Source organism: Nostoc sp. ChiQUE02 (assembly GCF_034531305.2).
Classification (GTDB): Bacteria; Cyanobacteriota; Cyanobacteriia; order Cyanobacteriales; family Nostocaceae; genus Nostoc.
The window spans coordinates 295132-314155 of sequence record NZ_JAVRBN020000005.1 but is presented as its reverse complement, the minus strand read 5'-3'; the positions used below and the strand labels follow the sequence as shown (position 1 = coordinate 314155).

19 protein-coding genes and 1 pseudogene are annotated in these 19024 nt (G+C 43.6%); 8 read left to right on the top strand and 12 right to left on the bottom strand.

All coding sequences use genetic code 11. The features are described from left to right. Positions 1 to 246: pseudogene (locus RM347_RS07915) on the top strand (IS630 family transposase); the annotation flags it as partial. Positions 247 to 484: 238 nt separating this feature from the next. Here RM347_RS07915 and RM347_RS07910 read toward each other — a convergent pair. Continuing rightward, the gene (locus tag RM347_RS07910) at positions 485 to 1885 is read right to left on the bottom strand and encodes an amidohydrolase (protein ID WP_322719250.1); all 1401 of its coding nucleotides are present in this window, start codon (positions 1883 to 1885) and stop codon (positions 485 to 487) included. Positions 1886 to 1966: 81 nt separating this feature from the next. Here RM347_RS07910 and RM347_RS07905 point away from each other — a divergent pair, with 81 nt between their 5' ends. The 4 genes from RM347_RS07905 (at position 1967) to RM347_RS07890 (ending at position 4193) form a co-directional block, all read left to right on the top strand. Then, complete coding sequence (locus tag RM347_RS07905) at positions 1967 to 2746, top strand: cysteine hydrolase family protein (RefSeq protein WP_322719249.1); 780 nt, start codon at positions 1967 to 1969, stop codon at positions 2744 to 2746. A 101-nt stretch (positions 2747 to 2847) separates the two neighbouring features. After that, positions 2848 to 3303, top strand: coding sequence for a cupin domain-containing protein (locus tag RM347_RS07900; RefSeq protein ID WP_322719248.1), 456 nt, complete (start codon positions 2848 to 2850; stop codon positions 3301 to 3303). 196 nt (positions 3304 to 3499) lie between these two features. Next, entirely contained in the window at positions 3500 to 3832 is a 333-nt protein-coding gene (locus RM347_RS07895; RefSeq protein ID WP_322719247.1) for a DUF433 domain-containing protein, read from the top strand. Further along, positions 3765 to 4193, top strand: a complete 429-nt coding sequence (locus tag RM347_RS07890; RefSeq protein ID WP_322719246.1) for a DUF5615 family PIN-like protein — start codon at positions 3765 to 3767, stop codon at positions 4191 to 4193. Before RM347_RS07895 ends, RM347_RS07890 begins: the two co-directional genes overlap by 68 nt. Before the next feature lie 79 nt (positions 4194 to 4272). Here the strand turns inward: RM347_RS07890 and RM347_RS07885 are convergent, their stop codons facing one another. The 3 genes from RM347_RS07885 to aepY all read right to left on the bottom strand — a co-directional run bounded on the left by RM347_RS07885 (position 4273) and on the right by aepY (position 6898). Continuing rightward, positions 4273 to 4383, bottom strand: a complete 111-nt coding sequence (locus tag RM347_RS07885; RefSeq protein ID WP_428850526.1) for a tyrosine-type recombinase/integrase — start codon at positions 4381 to 4383, stop codon at positions 4273 to 4275. Between the two features lie 179 nt (positions 4384 to 4562). Beyond that, complete coding sequence (locus RM347_RS07880; protein ID WP_322719245.1) at positions 4563 to 5681, bottom strand: 2-aminoethylphosphonate aminotransferase; 1119 nt, start codon at positions 5679 to 5681, stop codon at positions 4563 to 4565. A 56-nt stretch (positions 5682 to 5737) separates the two neighbouring features. Beyond that, on the bottom strand, positions 5738 to 6898 hold the full coding sequence (aepY, locus tag RM347_RS07875) for a phosphonopyruvate decarboxylase (protein ID WP_322719244.1): 1161 nt from the start codon (positions 6896 to 6898) through the stop codon (positions 5738 to 5740). A gap of 92 nt (positions 6899 to 6990) precedes the next feature. Between aepY and RM347_RS07870 the strand changes: the two genes are divergently transcribed. Then, positions 6991 to 7221, top strand: coding sequence for a hypothetical protein (locus RM347_RS07870; protein ID WP_322719243.1), 231 nt, complete (start codon positions 6991 to 6993; stop codon positions 7219 to 7221). An 88-nt stretch (positions 7222 to 7309) separates the two neighbouring features. On the opposite strand, the gene aepX is transcribed toward RM347_RS07870, so the two are convergent. The 7 genes from aepX to RM347_RS07835 all read right to left on the bottom strand — a co-directional run bounded on the left by aepX (position 7310) and on the right by RM347_RS07835 (position 15096). Then, entirely contained in the window at positions 7310 to 8965 is a 1656-nt protein-coding gene (gene aepX, locus RM347_RS07865) for a phosphoenolpyruvate mutase (protein WP_322719242.1), read from the bottom strand. 42 nt (positions 8966 to 9007) lie between these two features. Continuing rightward, entirely contained in the window at positions 9008 to 9763 is a 756-nt protein-coding gene (locus RM347_RS07860; RefSeq protein ID WP_322719241.1) for a phosphocholine cytidylyltransferase family protein, read from the bottom strand. A 135-nt stretch (positions 9764 to 9898) separates the two neighbouring features. After that, positions 9899 to 10612 carry a 2OG-Fe(II) oxygenase gene (locus RM347_RS07855; RefSeq protein WP_322719240.1) on the bottom strand — a complete coding sequence of 238 codons (714 nt, stop codon included), beginning with the start codon at positions 10610 to 10612 and terminating at the stop codon, positions 9899 to 9901. A 97-nt stretch (positions 10613 to 10709) separates the two neighbouring features. Beyond that, positions 10710 to 11315, bottom strand: a complete 606-nt coding sequence (locus tag RM347_RS07850; RefSeq protein ID WP_322719239.1) for a CDP-alcohol phosphatidyltransferase family protein — start codon at positions 11313 to 11315, stop codon at positions 10710 to 10712. Positions 11316 to 11393: 78 nt separating this feature from the next. After that, on the bottom strand, positions 11394 to 12248 hold the full coding sequence (locus RM347_RS07845; RefSeq protein WP_322719238.1) for an MBL fold metallo-hydrolase: 855 nt from the start codon (positions 12246 to 12248) through the stop codon (positions 11394 to 11396). A 143-nt stretch (positions 12249 to 12391) separates the two neighbouring features. Further along, the gene (locus tag RM347_RS07840) at positions 12392 to 13195 is read right to left on the bottom strand and encodes an SDR family NAD(P)-dependent oxidoreductase (protein WP_322719237.1); all 804 of its coding nucleotides are present in this window, start codon (positions 13193 to 13195) and stop codon (positions 12392 to 12394) included. Between the two features lie 245 nt (positions 13196 to 13440). Beyond that, entirely contained in the window at positions 13441 to 15096 is a 1656-nt protein-coding gene (locus RM347_RS07835; RefSeq protein ID WP_322719236.1) for a B12-binding domain-containing radical SAM protein, read from the bottom strand. 338 nt (positions 15097 to 15434) lie between these two features. Here RM347_RS07835 and RM347_RS07830 point away from each other — a divergent pair, with 338 nt between their 5' ends. Further along, entirely contained in the window at positions 15435 to 17054 is a 1620-nt protein-coding gene (locus tag RM347_RS07830; protein ID WP_322719235.1) for a cyclic peptide export ABC transporter, read from the top strand. A gap of 33 nt (positions 17055 to 17087) precedes the next feature. Here the strand turns inward: RM347_RS07830 and RM347_RS07825 are convergent, their stop codons facing one another. Then, positions 17088 to 17846, bottom strand: a complete 759-nt coding sequence (locus RM347_RS07825) for a D-Ala-D-Ala carboxypeptidase family metallohydrolase (RefSeq protein WP_322719234.1) — start codon at positions 17844 to 17846, stop codon at positions 17088 to 17090. A 190-nt stretch (positions 17847 to 18036) separates the two neighbouring features. Between RM347_RS07825 and RM347_RS07820 the strand changes: the two genes are divergently transcribed. After that, complete coding sequence (locus tag RM347_RS07820; protein WP_322719233.1) at positions 18037 to 18267, top strand: DUF6737 family protein; 231 nt, start codon at positions 18037 to 18039, stop codon at positions 18265 to 18267. The last annotated feature ends 757 nt before the right edge of the window (positions 18268 to 19024 follow it).

Below are 19024 nucleotides of genomic sequence, written 5' to 3'. Positions count from 1 at the left end.
CAATATCTTCAGATACCAGAGAATATAATTTTATTGTTCCAACCCCCACATACGCCGCAAGTTAATCCAATTGAGCGGTTATGGGAAGAAGTTAAAAGACATTTGGCTTGGGAAAGTTTTGCTACGTTAGATGAATTAAGACAATTTATCTGGAAGCGTTTAGAGAAATTAAACACATTAACCGTTGCTTCCATAACAGGGTGGGATTTTATTCTTGATGCTTTATTTGAATCAAATTTTTCGTGAATTGGTATGACCCTCTCTATCGAGGTCACTCTGAATATACCTACCGCTATCTGAATCATCTATCTCATCCAGTTTCTTTAAATTATTCGAGAGATAATTCTCAAATTCCTTGCGCCCATCATGATTTCTCTATAACAGAAATATAGCCTCTCCACTCCTGCTCTGAAAGTCAAGTTTGCTATCTGTCATGAAATTTAGAAACGCTCCATTCCTGCATTGAAGCGTGTTTATTTCGGTTTCACAAGCCCATAACCGTGCGATAATGAGCCTCTATTTGCGCGACGGTTTCAGACTTGCGCTTTGTCTCCCATTGACTTCGGTTAAATAATTCTTGTCGCAATTCATCAACATTAATTGTGGTGACTCTGCCATCGGCAACAATTTGCTTACCATTTATCCAAGCACTATCAACAACATTACTAGGACGCCCTAAAACTAGCAAACCAATGGGGTCTGTACGTGGAAGCAATGATAAATTGGTGAGGTCATAAAGTACTAAATCTGCTTGTTTGCCCACAGTAAGAGAACCGAGTTTGTCTGCTATATTCAGTCCCTTTGCGCCTCCTATGGATGCCATCTCCACTGCTTGTCTGGGTGTAATCCAGTGTTGATAATCTGAGTCTGTAATATTATGTAAGATAGAACCCATTTTGATGGCTTCTAGCAAATCTTGAGAGTCATTACTCGAAGCACCATCGCAGCCAAAAGTTACATTTACCCCAGCTTGCCGATATTTTAAAATTGGGGCGATACCACTGCCTAAACGCAAATTACTTAAGGGATTATGAACAACTGTAGATTGAGTTTCGGCGAGGATGGTGATATCAGCATCATTTAACCACACGCAATGAGCAAGTGAAGTGCGATCGCTCAAAAATCCGATTCTTTTCAAATGTTCCACAGCAGTACAACCGTACTTTTCTTCGGCGAGTTTTTCCTGTGCCCTGGTTTCGAGTAAATGGGAGTGACGACAAAGATTATAGCGATCGCTTAACTCAGTACAGCCCTCAAATAAAGCATCAGTACACAATTGAATTCCCGTTGGTGCAACTAAAATATTTACACCCTCATCTGGGCGATGAAATTGTCTTACCGCCTCTTCGATAATTTCCAGTGTTGCCGTAGTTGAGCGAAAATAAGGTTCATGAGTTTGGGCTGATTCCCCAGATGGTATACCTGCGGTGAGGGATTCATCCTGAATTAGAGGGGCGATAAAGGCGCGAATTCCCACTTCTTTGTAAGCGCGAGTGGCAATGGCGATCGTTTCCAACTCAAGTCCGGGAATTAACACCAGATGATCTACCAGACTCGTACCCCCGGAGAGTAAGGTTTCCACCGCAGTACCCAAGGCGCTGAGATAAACCTGTTCGGGATCGAGGGGGGCAAAATCATACAGTTCCGCCAACCATAACTCTAAAGGGAAAACTGACATGATTCCTCGCTGCCACATCTCAGATGAGTGGGTGTGGGCGTTGAAAAAGCCAGGTAGCAATAGCTTATTTTTGCCATCAATGGCAGTGCCAATTACTTGTAGATTGGGGGAAATGGCTGCGATTGCACCATCTACAATCTGTACATCTACCGTTGCATAATCATCACTGGCGGCAATCAAAACATTCTGGATAGTGAAATTTACCATATTTAACCTTGATTAAGTAATTGTATTTTCAACTGAATTTCAAGTTACAAAATAGAAACTGGTGTTGGGTATTGCAATTTTATGAATTTACCATTACGGACATTGGGAGTTGCACCAAATGCATGGACAGTGAATGATGCGATCGCAGATATCACTCGTCCTCAAAAGACCCCACAACCCGTTATTTTATCAACAGAAACTAAAACCCTGCGCCTAGACTTGGCAAAAGCTGCTATCCTCGTCATTGATATGCAAAACGACTTCTGTCACCCAGATGGCTGGTTAGCGCATATCGGCGTGGACGTAACTCCAGCGCGTCAGCCTATTGAACCTTTGAACAACTTACTTCCAGAACTGCGTGAGGTTGGTGTTCCAGTCATTTGGATAAATTGGGGAAATCGTCCCGACTTGCTCAATATTAGTGCTGGTTCGCGTCACGTTTATAATCCCACAGGGGAGGGCGTGGGATTGGGCGATCCACTGCCAAGCAATGGTGCTAGAGTACTCATGGCAGGTAGTTGGGCCGCAGCAGTAGTAGACGAACTAGAACAGATTCCCGAAGATATTCGTGTGGATAAATACCGCATGAGTGGGTTTTGGGATACGCCATTAGATAGTATCTTGCGAAATCTGGGAAGGACAACATTATTCTTTGCTGGTGTTAATGCCGATCAATGCGTGCTAACCACCTTATGTGATGCCAACTTCCTAGGATATGATTGCGTATTAGTTAAAGACTGCACCGCTACAACTTCTCCTGAATATTGTTGGCTGGCGACATTATACAACATCAAACAATGCTTCGGTTTTGTCGCTGACTCGCAAGCAATTTTAACAGCGCTGCAAAAGAGTGAGGAGTGAGGAATTATGAGTGATTTTGAGATACAACTAACAACTTAATATTCAAGAATTGGATTTTAGGAATTTTCATACCCATCGATAAGTTCAGAGGGGATAAATAAATGTACGCTACTCGTTGTGTAATTCCGGTTATCAAATCTCTCAAAGATTACCAGGTATATCGTATCAGTCCCAACGACTCTAATCGATTAGCAATTATCTTCGATTCGACAAATGCTAATACTTCCTTGACTTGCTGTATAGAAATTTTTGATGTTGGTGGACAAACACCGCCAAATCGCCATCAGTGGGCAGTGGAAATGTTTTTCGTTCTCAAAGGGGAAGCGATCGCTATGTGTGATGGCAAGAGTGCCACGATCAAAGCTGGAGATAGTTTATTAGTGCCTCCCACTGGGACTCATTTGATTAAAAATACTGGTTCTACTCGCTTGTACACGTTGACTGTTATGATTCCCAATGAGGACTTTTCAGAATTGATTCGCAGTGGCATTCCTACGGAGTTAGATGCAGAAGATATGGCAGTACTGGGGAGATTAAATGCTTTGATGCCCTGTTAAAATAATTAGTAATACAGCAGTTTTCTTTTGCATGAAGTACAAAGCTACAGGTTTTGAGGCAGGAGGCAAAGGGCAGTTTTCCTCCTGCCTCCTGCCCGACGCTCTCTACGAGACGCTGCACGAACGCGGACTCGCTCTCCGTGGCGCTGTCTGCCTCCTGCTTTCCTGGATAAAGCTAAGTCTCTCATAACCTAAAATGTTTCTTACTGTAGCAACTGATCCTATACCTCTATCACTTGATTCTGATGGCGTTGTGCGTGTTAGTAATACTCGTGTAACCCTTGATACTGTGGTTGTCGCCTTCTTGGAGGGTGTTACAGCAGAAGAGATTGTCGAGCAATATCCATCTCTTCAGCTTGCAGATGTGTACTCGGTGATTGGCTACTACCTTCGGCGGAAAACTGAAGTTGATGCTTATCTAAAAATTCGACAAGAGCGTGCCACCCAAGTTCGTCAAGAAAATGAACGTCGTTTCAATCCAATTGGGATACGCGATCGCCTCATGGCAAGACTTACCCATCAAGAGTAGAGTTGAAATGCTGCGCCTTTTAGCAGACGAGAACTTTAACAACCAAATTGTTCGAGGTATTCTTCGACGAAAATCTGAGATTGATATTGTTAGAGTTCAGGATGTAGGTTTGTCCAAAACCGATGATCGAGTCATTCTAGAATGGGCGGCGCAACAGGGTCGGGTTCTATTAACTCATGATGTAGAAACAATAACTCGATATGCTTACGAGCGTGTACAGGCAGGGTTAGAAATGCCAGGGGTATTTGAGATTAGTCGCAGCATTTCAGTGGGATTGGCAATTGAAGATATATTGTTGATCACAAAGGGAAGTTTTGAGGGCGAATGGGAAGGACAAGTTCAATATCTGCCTCTTTGTTAAAGTCCTAGCGCGGTCTAACAATTCAAAGATTTCTCAGGCTTGTTGATGTGGCGATCGCCGTAAAGCTGAATGAGTAAATTTAGAGCATTACATGGGTATAAATCATCGTAATTTTCACTTCCTTGTGTCCGAGTAATTCCTGTACCGTGCGGATGTCATAACCATTTTGCAGCAAATGGTAGTTCATCATAGTTACCGCAGGCTGTAATTTTATGGTCGCAGGCTAAAACCCTGTTGGAGCGGACTGAAGCGTGATCTTGGTTATGATGCAAAGGTTACTTGCAGCCGCTCAACAGAAACGTTGTGCCGCTTTAAGTTATTAGTTGTGGTGTATTTCGAGGCGATCGTTAATATTTCGGACAGGTCTAATCACTGTCTTTTTGAAATAATTTGTTTAACAACAACAACAAAGCGTTCCATGTCAGCGTGGGTAATAGCTCCCATTGTCGAGACTCGGAAGATAGATTTGGCTAAACTTCCCTGTCCAGAATAAATTATATAATCTTGTGCTTTCAGTTGGTCGTGAAATTCCTCATAGCTGAAACCATCTGGCAAGTAGTAGGCATTCAAGACAACGGATGAACTGCCAAGAGGAAGTAGGGGTTTAATTCCCATTGAGGCTAACCCGTCTCTGACTAAGCTGGCAAGTTGGTTGTAATGGCTGTGTCTGACACGCCAACCTCCTGCTTCTGCCATTTCTTGCAAAGCTTCTGTTAAGGCATAAAATGTCTGTACTGATTGCGTAAACGGTGTGCCACCTCGGTCTTGCTGCTGGCAATAAGTTGCTAAATCTAAATATAAGGTGCGGGGAATTGTATCTAGTGACGGCAGTGCATCCCGTTGCAGGATGACAAAGGACGTTCCGGGGACACCATGCAGACATTTATTCGCTGTCGCAGCGCAAGCGGTGATTCCCCAATCTGCGAAATTTAGTTCCTCAGCACCAAAGCTGCTGACAGCATCTACTAATAGTTTGATACCACGTTCTTGACAAATTGGGGCAAGTTCCGCCAAATTATTTAAGCGACCGGTAGTAGTTTCGTGATGGACGACAGCAAGGTGGGTGATGTCGGCGTTTTCATCCAAAAGTTTGACTAAAGCGTTGATATCGATTTCGGCATCCCAAGGATGGGAAAGTGTGATGTAATCAATGCCGTGGATTTTGGCAATTTTGGATAGTCGTTCACCGTATACACCGTTTTCAATTACCAGCAATTTACCGTCTGTGGGTACTAGACTGCTGATCATCGCTTCCATCGCGGCGGTACCAGAACCGGTGAGGAGAACTGCTGCCCAGCGATGCCTACGGCGGGCTACGCCTAGGCTTCCAAGACCATAAACTTGAAGTAATTGTTCGCGGATTCTGCTTTGAAGTTCGGAAAATTCCACCTCACGGTGACACAAATCGGGACGCAACAGGGCGTTTCGGACGCGATCGCTCAAATTGACGGGGCCGGGATTTAGTAAAATCATTTTGTTATTAGTCATTAGTCATTTGTCATTGGTCATTAATAAATTAAGAGTTTCAGCTTTGAATTTATTAATTACGAATTACCAATGTGTTTCATAAAGCGTTCCAAAACTGCTTCTGGGGTGAGGTTAGGTCGGGGTAGCTTTTCTAAAGTTCCGGGACGGATTTTTAAATGAGCAAATTTAGGTCTAGTGTTATCATCTGCGGTAAATAAGGCATCTAAAAGGGCGGGGTCATCTCCGGCTAATGTAACGCCATAACCGCACGCTTCGGCAATCTTGGCAAAGGAGATACCCGCAGAGACGGTGGCTTGTGCGCCTGTAGAATCGTGGACTTCATTATCTAAAAGAATATGGGTCAAATTAGCACCGCCATAAGTGCCAATAGTCGCAAAATTACCCATCCGCATTAATGCTGCCCCATCGCCATCAATTACTACTACTTTGAGGTCTGGACGTGCTAAGGATAGTCCCAATCCCATTGAGGAAGCACAACCCATCGATCCAACCATATAAAGATGATTGGCGCTGTCTTTACTGGCGAAAAGTTCGCGTCCCGTGTATCCGGTGGTGGCAATTACTACAGTGTTTTCAGCATCAATTAGTTCTACAATCCGAGCTAGTGCTTCGCTGCGAGAAATGCGTTGTTCTTTGTTGTCCCGAAAAAAGCTTTGCTGAATATGAGCGCTATTACTATTTTCTCGTTCGGGGATAGAAGAACGGGTGAGTGCATGGGGGGCGATCGCGCCTTTACGCATAATTAGAGCATAAGGACAGCGTTCTTGTGTCATATAGGCTGTGGCTCTTTGCAGAACGGGTTCTATTTCTGCTGCGTCTGTGGGAAAAAATTCCCAAGGTATAGTCATTGTTTGCAGCAATTTATCTGTGATTTGCCCCATTAATTGATGTTGCGGTTCATCTTGTAATAGGCGATCGCCTCGCAAGGTACAAATCAGCAGCAGCGGAATCCGAAAGATATAAGTGAGCGAGGTTAGCGGGTTAACTGCATTCCCCAAACCAGAGTTTTGCATCATTACCACCGCGGGTTTACCAGCAATTGCTGCTCCGGCTGCGATCGCTACAGCATCTCCCTCATTGGCTGCGGAGATATATCTAAGTTGAACGTCATTGATGACGTAGTTAATAAAAGGCGTGAGAAAAGAACAGGGTACGCCAGTGTACCACCCAAAGCCTAGATTACGCGCAGCTTCTACAAATTCCTCTGCCTGGATCATAATTAAAAATTTACAGCAATTTTCAGGTATTTAGACGATTGAGATAGGGAGTGGGGAGGAAAGATTATAACTTCGACTTCAGAAAGCGAAACTTGAGCTTCAGAACTCAAAACTTCAACCTCAAAGCTTCATTGATGAACCTCAGAGCTTCGTTAATGAACCTCAAAGCTTCGTTAATGAACCTCAAAGCTTCGTTGATGAACCTCAAAGCTTCGTTGATGAACCTCAAAGCTTCGTTAATGAACTTCACAGCTTCGTCGACGAACCTCAAAGCTTCGTTAACGAACCTCAGAGTTTCGTCGATGAACCTCAGAGCTTCGTGAATGAACCTCAGAGCTTCGTCGATGAACCTCAAAGCTTCGTCGATGAACCTCAGAGTTCAAAATTTCTACCTCCTCACTCCCCACTCCCCTATTGCTTCAATTGAAAAGCAAGGTCGAGATCATCTAAAGAATTAACATCTAACCAGTTACCGCGAATATAAAGCACCTTGATCGGTTTTCCTTGCTCGATTAAATAATTACATAATTCTGGCAAACCTAAACTGTTGAATTCTGGTCGTTTTTGCAGTTCGTTGAGTGCTTCACTCAGCCACTGTCTACCTTGACTCCGCAGGCGTAGCATCCCAATCCAGCGGCCGCTAGATTTACCCAATTGCGTTTGTGTTGTTTTAGAAATGTCCAACAGGTTGACATCCTGTCCAAACAGAGAAAGGTCGTCTGGAATTGAGCAATAGGCGTAGTCAGGTGAACCGCTAACAGACTTGCTGTTCGCCACAGAATCAACTACAGCGACAATTTCTCCAGGACATTCCAATAAATCGCGCAGGATATAGCTTCTAAATAGTAAATCCCCATAAAGTACCAGCATCTCGTCGCCGAAGCTGGTTTGAGCACAGGCTAAGGATGCTAATTCTCCCGTTGTTTCATAATCTGGGTTGCGGATGACTTTAGTCCCCGGGACATTGATAGTTTCTGCTTTGTAACCGGCGACAACGGTAATATCATTGATAGCAAGTTTCTTGAATTTGTCTACCAATAACCTGAGTAGAGGTTTACCTCCAAGGGGTAACATTACTTTTGGTTTATCTTGCGTCAACCCTGCTAATTCTTGGCCTCTGCTAGCAGCCAGAACGATCGCTTGGGTATTTTGTCGTCCGTTGTTAAAGTAGCGTTTTTCAGCTTCTATGAGTTCATCCGCCCCTTGTAGCCGGAAAATTTCTTTTACGGGAGCAATATCATCTTCAATGTTGATTAAAGTTTCGCTGGCTTTCACTTCGCGGGCGATCGCTTGCATACTAGCAACAGCAGATCGAATCAGATGGTTTGCCCAGATGACCAAATTAACTTCAGCTTTGCGAAAAACATCAGTAGGCGTACTGTAATATTTAGTCGGTATAATCACTAACGGCGAACGACCCGCCCACTCTTTGGCAAAGGCTAGCACTTGGTCAGGACGCGATGATTTACTGTGAATCAGGATCGCATTTGCTCCGGCTGCGTGGTAAGCTTCAGCTCGGCGCATTGCCTCCGAAAGATCCCAGCCGGCAATTAAAGCTTCGAGTCGGGCGACAATGCAAAAATCTGGGTCTGTCTGACTATCCTTACCTGCCTTTATTTTGCCGCAGAATTCATCAATATCAGCCAAAGCTTGGCGGCTACCGTTGATAAAGCTATTGGTTTTGGGAAAAAGCTTATCTTCAATACAGACTCCAGCAATACCTCGCTGTTCTAACTTTTTGACCAGGCGGCGCATATTATTAAAGTTGCCATAACCAGTATCCCCGTCTAACAAAATGGGGATGCTGGTGACATCAGACATGAACTCCAGCATTTCTACAACTTGAGTCCAACTGGCTTCATTATTATCTCGAACGCCATATTGGGCCGAAAGGGCTAATCCACTCGCCCAAATTCCTTTAAATCCAGCCTCTTCCACAATGCGGGCGCTAATCCCATTGTGAGCTTCCATGATGAAGTCGAGTTGAGGTGATTCTAGTAATAGCCGCAATTGGGCACACTTATTTAATTTTGCAGCGGTATCAATGGGTGCAAATATTTGATGCATCTATTCTGCTTTTTTCAACCTATATAATAAACGAAGATATTTTCAGACATTTTCTGCGACTTCTATCTGAGGTAAAATATCATTTTGGGCACGTTGAATATCCTGGGGAAAATCGATTTCGAGCCAAGGTAATCCAGTGATGTCTTCGTAGCCAAATGCTTCTGGAGTTTCTAACAGCAGATCCCGAATTACTTCTTCATAAGGTTCATCATTTAGTCCGTCTGCAACATACTGTTCCGTGCGAGTCGCAAGACGTTGAGCAACAGCACTTCCGAAACGAAAGAATCCTACTGACTCGCCGGCAAAATCATAAGTTAAACCAAGAGCTAATTGTTTGCGAAACTCCACTAGATAATTATCTCTGACGCAAAGCTTCACAGGTTCATCTCCTGGTTCAAAATCACGATCCAGCAAGAAGCAGTTGGGGATATTTGTCTTCACCAGTCGTTCAATGATGCGGCGATCGTATAACACGTCTGCATCCATTAATAATATGTCATCGCCAGCAACTAGCTGTTGACGTAAAGTCCAAAGGCTGATCGCACTGCCTTTAGTGTAGTCAGGATTGTAAACTGTACTAACCCAATTTTCGGCTCCCAGCGCTTTGATTTCCTCCTGAATTCTTTGTGCTTGGTAACCCACAGCAATCACTACTTCATCAATCTGGTAATGACGAAGATAGTTCAAATGGCGCTCTAATAGAGATTTACCGTTAAATTTTAGTAAGCATTTGGGTTGGATTTGCCCGTCTTTACCTAAGCGTCGTCCAACGCCAGCAGCTAATATAATTGCCTTCATCGTCAAGTCACCAACAAAGCTATGACACCAGGAAATCTGGAAATTTTCCCAGTATTTTATAATGACTGTATTTTGCTCAATTCAACGTATATTAACTAATTCTTAACATGGAAGAAACAGTAACTCTGTATCGCCTCAACTGCGAAATACTTGGCGAAAACCAAAATAAGCGATCGCATCTTTCATATTCGAGACAAAACGTTTTAGCATACCCATGCGGGTGTCAGTGACGTACTCCAAAGTCAAGACAATGCGCTGTTCATTTTTACCCAAAGGAGTAACTCTGTGGTAAAGTTTGTCACCGTTGAATAAGACTAGAGTACCAGGGTTTAAGGAGAGCGATCGCGTTTGGGTTTCTCGTTCAGGAATATCCTTGTAGAGTTGATATTCCAACTTACTGGATGAATTATCAACTAAACCTAGCAACACTGTATAGCGTTTCCCGCGATAGTAAGAGGTATCGTAATGATACTGGATATGGTCTCCAGGCTCAGTGTAGTAGTACAGCGCGTAAGTATGGGGATCTGAATCAGGACAGGGAAGGAGTTTTTCTGCCGTAATCTTGTTTAGGAACTCGAAAAAGGCACTGAGTTGATAAAACTCTCCAAAAATCGGAGCTAGGCTATCTAAGCTATAGCGGCTGATACTACCGCCCTTTTTATGATTGGGAATATAGTTGCGGTTGATAGCAGGTTGCAAAGACGGCAAAAGCGCCAAGAACTGTTCAATGATCGAGTTAGGGAGAAAGTTCTCTACTACCAAGAATTCATTCTGTGCTTGAAACTCAGCTTGAAGTTTCTGGTAATCAACGGCTGCTATAGCTTTATCAATTTCAGTTTGAAGCTCCATTGATAATTTGATACTAATACAGGATTGCAAAAATAAACATACCATTCAACAAGGCTAAAAAGCCTGTTTTATTAGCTTTCTACCCCATACCCTGTTACTAGTTTGATTCAGGCTGCGGCAGTGCGCGAAATTGCCAAATTACCCATACAGCAAAGGTTGGCGCTCCAATTGTCGCTGCCATTAGTAACGGCTCTAGTCCATCCAGTAAAGTAACTATGGGAAACAAATACAACACATCTTCAATATCAAACCCGGCAAAATTTGGTTGACGGCTGGCGTCTTTACCTAAACGCTGTTCCATTTGGTTTCGCAAATGAAAGATGCAAGCAACAGACACGCCGGATACTATCCCCATCAGCAACGCCCACCAATCAAATTTTCCCTCCCTAAGACCATATCCAATACACACAAACAAAAGAATGTGGATGATGGCATCACTAGCAAGGTCATACTGATGTCCCCATTTGCTGGTTTTCCCACTCAAACGAGCTAATTCACCGTCTGTGTGATCGAGAAAGTTGGATAAAGCAAATAGCCACGCCCCAATGTTAACCCAAATGGCATCGCCAAGCGCGATCGCGACAGCAGCCGCCAACCCAGTTACAAGACGCACTGTGGTGAGATGATTGGGGTTTACCCAACTGTTTTTTAGAGGTCGAACTAGCCAGTAAGCAAGTTGAGCATCCCAAGGCTTGGTGGTCATAGATGAACTTGAATTTGATGTGGTCTTTGAATGTCCATAACACTGTAAATTACCACATCCATCTAAAGTTATAGATTTTTATTGATGCACTTTCTCGTTTTGAACGCTAGATTGGTCAGCGAACGCTTTGAACTCCACAGCGTCGTGACTACAGAAAAGGCGCACGTCCTTGTTGCGATCGCTCGATAATGCGCGTAGCCGATCTTGATTGAGCAACCTAGCCTGGCGATCCACCTCCATCATCCATTGATAAGCACGCAAACCTGGCGTGCAGTGTGCTTTGGATGAGTCCATCTCGTGCCGATAAAAGTAGGCGTCACCTGCGTGCAGGAGCCAACCTTCTGGCGTCTCGATGGCAATACCAGCATGACCCCTAGTGTGACCAACAAGCGGGATGAGGAGAATCTCCGGCGGTAGTCCGTCGAGGTTACGTACTGCTTCAAAGCCGAACCAAGGTTCGCCTCCAGCCGAATAGTACTTCCAGTGATTAACCTCGTCCCACTGTTCTGGACGATAGCGCCTGCTGGCGATGAAGCCGCGCCGATCCTGCGCGGTCTCAATCTCAGTCTGCATTACGTGCACAGTTGCTTCGGGGAAATCTTCCAGACCACCGGCGTGATCAAAATCGAGGTGAGTCAGCACAATATGACGCACATCTTGCGCGGAAAATCCCAGCCGCTCAACTTGATCGAGTGCCGTGTATTTTTTATCAAACTGGATGCCATTGAAATGAATGAAGAACGGGCTGAGACGGGAGTAAGGCGACTCAATATCGCGCAGTCCGAAGCCAGTATCAATCAGAACAAGTCCCTGCTCTGTCTCGACAAGCAGACAGTGGCAGACGAGGTGAGCTCTCAGGCCGCGACTGAAGCCATCGAAGAGGGCCCCACCAATCGGGCACATGCAGCCACAGTTGAGATGATGAATTTGCATGAATCCTCCGTTACGACTCTGACTGTCCTAAATGTGTGAGATTGCCGACTGCGCGATTAGCTTAGCTGGTGCCGTTAGCCGAGGCGATCGCGCCCCGCTTAAAATGAGTGCTAAATGAGCACATTCGCTTGATTAGGTGGAAATTAGTTGTTGCCTGACCTCGGCTCACTGAGTTTGCGGTGCTGTTCAGCATTGACGGTATCAGGTAAGACCTTGCTCACATTGCCCTGAAACTTTGTTTTGAGCGAACCGGCGATGATGTGATCTTTGCCTGCCATCAAGGCTTCAAAACCCTGCTTGGCGACCTCAGCCGGATCGTCCTTTTGATCTGCGCCTACTTTTGTGTCGTCCATACCTGCACGGTGGAAGAAGTTGGTATCAGTTGGCCCGGGCATGAGCGCAGTGACAGTAACGCCCGTATCCTTCAACTCGTTGCGTAGCCCCTCTGAAAAGGAATGCACAAAGGCTTTGGAGGCGGCGTAGACTGTCTCGAACGGGCCGGGCATCAGGGCGGCGATTGATGACGTGAAAAGGATTCGACCCTTGCCACGCTCAACCATGTCCTTCACCACCCGTTTGGCCAGATGTACAGACGATACGACGTTCAGATTGATCAGATTGAGTTCGTCCTTCAGGTCGGTTTCACGGGCGAACTCACCGCCAACACCAACACCTGCGTTGATGGCGATCGCATCCACTGGTCGGCCAGTTGCCTTAACCTGGTTATAGAGCGTCTCAACACCGTCATAAGTAGCGAGATCGGTCTGTACCGCCTCAACCTTGGCACCCAGCCCCTCAAATGCAATAGCCGCTTCGTCAATGCTCGAACCGATGGCTGTAACTAGAAGATCAAAGCCGTTTTGGGCAAACTGTTTGGCAAGTTCATAACCGATGCCGTTGGAGGCACCTGTCACGACAGCCAGGGGTCGGGTTAACAAACTGTTCATAACCGTCCAAAACTCCTATGTAACTGCTCCACACTCGCTGGTTATGGCTTGCTTTTCTCGCTACCAAATAGTTCTAGTTCTGCGTGGACTGTGGGCTTTCAACCCTTACAATGTTAGGCAGATAGCAATATGGTTGCGTCTTTCCAAGGAAGTATCGCGAGTGTGTCTTCAAGGTTACTTTTCTAGAGTTCTGTATATACTTCTAACGAACTTTCAGCCTCTCAAAACTTAATTTACTTGTGACGTTAGCTACGAACTTTAGTAACGATTTTCTGGGAATAGAACGAAGCCGATTCTTCGTTTTTGGCGCAATCTTGGGCAAATTTAATTAGATGGTGTCCGACAAGTCCAACGTGAACCAAGTTTTCAATATTACCTGCTTTCAGTGCTGGCTTGGCCATTTTCCAGAAAGTCTGACGATAGTTACTAAATAAGCCTATCCGCAGCAAAATATTAGTTAAATAAGTTAAACCTTTGCGAATATTAGCCCCAGAAGTGCGAGATGGGCTGTTAGGTACTTCGATGCGGTTTGGATAGGTGTGTTCCATATTGTAGGCAAACCGCTGATATAAAAATTCTGGCTCATAAGCAGTTGTGATGCAGCGCCGCCACATCTCAACAACTTGCTCGTAGGGCATCAAAAACTCAACATTTGATTCCCGGCTTTCATCAAAGACAAGTCGTCCTTCTGCTTCTAACCTCCGCCATAAAGGAGTTCTTGGTAATGCGTGAAGTAGATTAATTGTCAACATGGGAATTTGGGATGCCCGAATAAATTCGATAATTCGGTCTGCTGTTTCTGGTGTATCTGTATCTAACCCAATGATGATTCCGGATACTACTTCCATACCATAGCTATTTAAAACCTGAATCGCTTTTAAGATTGGCATACTCAAATTTTGGTCTTTGGAAATCGCATGGAGAGCATTTGGTTCAGGTGTTTCAATGCCGCAAAAGATTGTGCAGAAATAAGCTTCGCGCATCATTTCCAGCAGCTTTGGACTTTGAGCTAGGTTGAGCGTTGCTTCACAGGCAAACTGGATGGGGTAGCCATTGCGTTTTTGCCAGTCAATCAGATGAGGAAGTAACTTCATGGCGGCGCGGCGATCGCCAACAAAGTTATCATCGACAAAATACACTGCCCCCAGATTGCCAGATTGTCGCATTGCGTCTAACTCAGCGACTACTTGCTCTGGTGTTTTCATCCGGGGACTGTTGCCATAGAGTTCTGGAATATCACAAAACTCGCAGTGATAAGGGCAACCGCTAGAAAACTGCACATTCGCCAAAAAATAATCATTGATATTCAGCAAATGATACGCTGGGGTGGGAAACTCTGTTAAGGGTAAACGTTCCTTGGTTTCAAAGCGAATTTGCTTTTGAGGACGTTCCAAGTTTTGGTCTAGATACTCGATCATGCGATCGCTAGCATCTCCCAATTCGCCCAAATGTAAAATATCAAATTCAGGATAATATTCTGGACACCCAGATACCGAAGGGCCGCCCACAACGGTAATTTTCCCCGCTCGATGGGCAAGTTCGTTAATTTGATTAATCTGTGGTTTTTGGATATGCATTCCACTCACAATCACCACATCGCACCATTGGTAATCAGCCCGCGTTGCTGATTTGACATTTTCATCAATAAACCGCACTTCCCATTCTTTAGGTAAGTAGGCAGCCACAATTAAAATACCTTGGGGTGGCATAAAAGCCCGGACATTACCCATGAGTGGGTAGGCGTGATGAAAAGTACCAAAAGAGCGGCTGTACTTGGGAAAAATACACAGAATGCGTCGATGGTGTGAAGGAACGTAGCGGGTTCCTTGAGTGACAGAAGCGGTTTTAGAATTGCCCGCTACATTAATTTGATTCTTTAAAGACTTTAAATTTACAGTCATCGCAAATTTCACCCTGGAAAACTGAGCAGGTAATTTGACAGTTTATTGACATATTTAGCTGTAATTCCAACTAGCTTACCAAAGAAAGGCAGGAGGCAGAACGAATTAGAAATGTATTTTTGCTCAAAACAAAGTCCTAGCGATTATAAATCGCCCAATCTACCTTGTGCCTGATTCATGGTGATATTTGAAGGGGTGTTTAACTGGTAAAATATAAAATCTACCCTAGCAATGCAAATTTAATTGGTTGGCAAACAACAATTATGGAAATCGCGCATGGGACATAAAAAGAGAGATTTTCATTTTTTGTTGTGTCCAAATGGGTATAGGCATTTGTCATGAATTTGATTTACTTTCTTTTGCGTTCTTCGTGGGGGATGGTGGCGATCGCGATCGCTACCGGATTCCTGAGTGGCGGTAGTAGTGCTGGCTTGATTGCCTTAATTAGCCATGCTGCAAGTAGCGGTAGTGCTTCCCGCCTCACATCGATAATTTGGGGTTTTGCGGGGCTGGCAATAGTTGCACTAATTACCAGTATCATTTCTCAAGTGATGCTGATTCGTCTTTCTCAGAATGCAGTCTTGCAATTACGGATGCGTTTAAGTCGTCAAATTCTCGCTTCCGAGTTGAGTCATCTGGAACGCTTAGGGAATCCTCGATTATTGGCTACTTTAACAGAAGATATTCAGGCGGTGGCTAATGCTGTTTATCAGATGCCTTTTATCTTTATTAATTTAGCGATCGTCCTGGGTTGTATAACGTATATAACCTGGCTGTCTTGGTTAGTACTGCTGATGGTTTGTGGGATTTCAGTAGTTGCGATCGCTAGTTGTCAGTGGTTACTCAACAGAGGTGGTAAATTGCTGGCCTTAGCTCGTGAAGATGAAGATCAGCTATTTAAACATTTTCGCACCATTACCGAAGGAGTCAAGGAACTCAAACTAAACTACAGGCGGCGTGAAGACTTTTTAGAAGAAAAACTGCAATCAACTGCTACCGAGTTTCGTCATCACAACGTTAACGGTCTAAGCCTTTTTGCCATAACTTCAAGTTGGGGTCAACTCATATTCTTTTTCGCTCTCGGTTTTGTACTGTTTGTCCTGCCTAATCTGCTTACTATCAATCCCGAAACTCTCTCTGGCTACATTTTGACTTTCACTTACTTGGTGTTACCAATGGATAACATCATCAGTAAACTTCCTCTATTAAGCAAAGCCAGTATTGCCTTGCAAAAAATTGAGTCACTGGGTTTATCTCTAGCTAGCCGAACTGAAATATCGTCTGTTCCACCTGCCCTGAAATCCGACTGGCACAGTTTAAAATTTAAAAATGTTACCCACACTTACTACACAGAGCAAGAAGATAATAGCTTTATTTTCGGCCCTATCGACCTGACACTACATCCTCAAGAATTAGTCTTCATTGTCGGCGGTAATGGTAGCGGAAAATCTACCCTAGCGAAACTAATTACCGGACTTTACATCCCTGAAAATGGCGAAATTTGGTTCGATAACGAGCTAATTAGCGAACAGAATAGAGAATGGTACCGCCAGCATTTTTCTGTGGTATTTTCGGACTTTTATTTATTTGAAGAACTTTTAGGATTTAAAAATTATCAATTGGATGCTCAAGCTACAAAATATTTACAACAACTGCAATTAGACCATAAGGTAAAAGTTGAGAATGGGCAACTTTCTACCACTGCTCTTTCTCAAGGACAGCGGAAACGGCTAGCTTTACTCACAGCGTACTTGGAAGATCGACCAATTTATCTATTTGATGAGTGGGCAGCCGATCAAGATCCAGTATTTAAGGAAATATTCTACACTCAACTTTTACCAGAACTGCGATCGCGGGGCAAAACAGTGTTAGTGATTAGCCATGACGATCGCTATTTTCATTTAGCAGACCGAATTATCAAACTTGACTATGGACAAATAGAGTACGATAAAACTTAACCTGGTCAAGGTATATAGCAATCGCGATCCTGTTTAAGGATAATCAAAAACTACGCGATCGCCAGGACGCCAATCACAATGCACGAAACCTCTATGCATTCCCCTTCCCAATCCCGTGCAATCAGAAGCGCGACAAACTTGAAATAAACGCTGCAAGTTGCCATCAAGGGGGGCAAGATCGATTGCTAGTCCTTGGATATGCTGCGAATTGCGAGCGCCTTTTTGCTCCCGATTAACAGCAGGTGGACGATAACCAGAAGTAATCTGAATTGCACTGCCATATTGATCGCGAATTTTACCAAAACCTCTTGTTGCTTTGATAATGTTAGTAGCGATCGCGTTCGACTCTGGAACTCTGGTACATCCCTTAGTGAACTCTCCCCAAGTTAAAGGGACACCAATTACTATCAATTCATTCTCATAAACAATAGTTCCATTTGGTAGCTTCATACTACTACCAGTCTTACTACCTTTACTTGATTCAGGTATAGGTTCTGAGCGCTCGTTTTGTTCAGTGACTTGATGCTCCTCTGCTATTTCTAGTAATGCAGCAGCTGCGGATGCCCCTAACAATTCTGGAGAATCTAGCCAAACACTCTCTTTGAATTCTGCAAATGCTTTTTGGGTTAAATCGCCTGTAATACCATCAACTCCACCTGTGTAAAGACCTTTCTTTTTGAGTAAGGTCTGAATTTCTTTGATAGTGTCAGCATCGGATTCGGCAAGTTTGATTGTAGCCTTGGTAGACTGAATTTTTGCTAAATTAATAAATTCCCCTAAAACAGTTGACATTGAAGTATCTCCCATATTTACAGTTTTAAGTCTGGAAGCTTCAGTTTTTTATTTAGTAATGACCGAAAATTATTCCGAGTAATACCAATAAACTGCTGCTAATACTCATATTAGTTACGGAATAAAATTTTCATAGTACCCTCAAGGGTACTATTATAGGGAGTATTTGGAATTTTACTAAATAAAACCAATGTCTGAACAAAAGCCCATAAGTCCTTGGAACTACAAACCTTGGTGGTGTCAGCCCTGGTCTATAATTTTCACAGGCGTAACGCTGATTGGTGGTAGCTGGTTACTATTTAAAACTATCTGGCTAACAGTTCTTGTCTCTATCCCTGTAGTGACGTGGATGGGATTTTTTGTATTATTTTGGCCGCAACTAATGATTCGCAGTGGGATTTTAGAGTCGTATAAAGAGTAATTCGAGCCTGATGTGATACTGGAAATTGCTTCAGGTAAAAAAATTATTCCGCCGTGTTCAGAGATTTAGCAGCGAAGTTACGTGCAGCAGTAGAGAAAAGTTTATTTAACAATTAATACTGCTGATGTAACGGTTTTTCTGGAATAATTTCCAGCGTATCTATCAGGTAGTAGTTGAGTCTTCTTCAGGTAAGATTTTATCTATGTTGAGTACCCACGATATACCTTTATCTGCTGGAGGGCTAACAGTAATCCTACCTCTGTATAGTAAATCTTTTTAACATATCGGTGAATTTGGGAACAGTTTTTATTATGTTCTGATAACTTTCTATATCAGGAGAAATCATGATTAACATTAGAATTCCAATATAAAACTATAATTTCATCTCTGCACAGCTTGGTCAGTGCAACAAGGATAGTGCAGCATTGCTAATATTGCGTGCATTTTCCTCTGAGTAAAATTACTAATTTTTAGTTCGGGCAAAATTTACCCATCCGGCAGAATTGGTTAGTAAGTTTTCTACAGCTTATATTACCTGCGTATCAAGCATCAAATCTGAAACCGATTCTTAAAACTGTATCAACTGTTACTTTATACCAAACTAATTAGTATAGAATAACGTTACTGAATTACTAAAGAAGAATTCTGAGCGCGGTCTTCTCTACGGGATGCTGCGCGATCGCGTTATACCATTTCACTAAAAGCTTCATACAAATTATTTTTTCTCTTCCCCTGCTTCCCCTGCCTGCCTATGTGT

Bases quoted from the DNA above. Each gene is read 5' to 3' on its own strand.
- RM347_RS07910 (WP_322719250.1), bottom strand. From the start codon at position 1,885: ATGGTAAATTTCACTATCCAGAATGTTTTGATTGCCGCCAGTGATGAT.
- RM347_RS07905 (WP_322719249.1), top strand. From the start codon at position 1,967: ATGAATTTACCATTACGGACATTGGGAGTTGCACCAAATGCATGGACA.
- RM347_RS07900 (WP_322719248.1), top strand. From the start codon at position 2,848: ATGTACGCTACTCGTTGTGTAATTCCGGTTATCAAATCTCTCAAAGAT.
- RM347_RS07895 (WP_322719247.1), top strand. From the start codon at position 3,500: ATGTTTCTTACTGTAGCAACTGATCCTATACCTCTATCACTTGATTCT.
- RM347_RS07890 (WP_322719246.1), top strand. From the start codon at position 3,765: ATGAACGTCGTTTCAATCCAATTGGGATACGCGATCGCCTCATGGCAA.
- RM347_RS07885 (WP_428850526.1), bottom strand. From the start codon at position 4,383: ATGATGAACTACCATTTGCTGCAAAATGGTTATGACATCCGCACGGTA.
- RM347_RS07880 (WP_322719245.1), bottom strand. From the start codon at position 5,681: ATGACTAATAACAAAATGATTTTACTAAATCCCGGCCCCGTCAATTTG.
- aepY (WP_322719244.1), bottom strand. From the start codon at position 6,898: ATGATCCAGGCAGAGGAATTTGTAGAAGCTGCGCGTAATCTAGGCTTT.
- aepX (WP_322719242.1), bottom strand. From the start codon at position 8,965: ATGCATCAAATATTTGCACCCATTGATACCGCTGCAAAATTAAATAAG.
- RM347_RS07860 (WP_322719241.1), bottom strand. From the start codon at position 9,763: ATGAAGGCAATTATATTAGCTGCTGGCGTTGGACGACGCTTAGGTAAA.
- RM347_RS07855 (WP_322719240.1), bottom strand. From the start codon at position 10,612: ATGGAGCTTCAAACTGAAATTGATAAAGCTATAGCAGCCGTTGATTAC.
- RM347_RS07850 (WP_322719239.1), bottom strand. From the start codon at position 11,315: ATGACCACCAAGCCTTGGGATGCTCAACTTGCTTACTGGCTAGTTCGA.
- RM347_RS07845 (WP_322719238.1), bottom strand. From the start codon at position 12,248: ATGCAAATTCATCATCTCAACTGTGGCTGCATGTGCCCGATTGGTGGG.
- RM347_RS07840 (WP_322719237.1), bottom strand. From the start codon at position 13,195: ATGAACAGTTTGTTAACCCGACCCCTGGCTGTCGTGACAGGTGCCTCC.
- RM347_RS07835 (WP_322719236.1), bottom strand. From the start codon at position 15,096: ATGACTGTAAATTTAAAGTCTTTAAAGAATCAAATTAATGTAGCGGGC.
- RM347_RS07830 (WP_322719235.1), top strand. From the start codon at position 15,435: ATGAATTTGATTTACTTTCTTTTGCGTTCTTCGTGGGGGATGGTGGCG.
- RM347_RS07825 (WP_322719234.1), bottom strand. From the start codon at position 17,846: ATGTCAACTGTTTTAGGGGAATTTATTAATTTAGCAAAAATTCAGTCT.
- RM347_RS07820 (WP_322719233.1), top strand. From the start codon at position 18,037: ATGTCTGAACAAAAGCCCATAAGTCCTTGGAACTACAAACCTTGGTGG.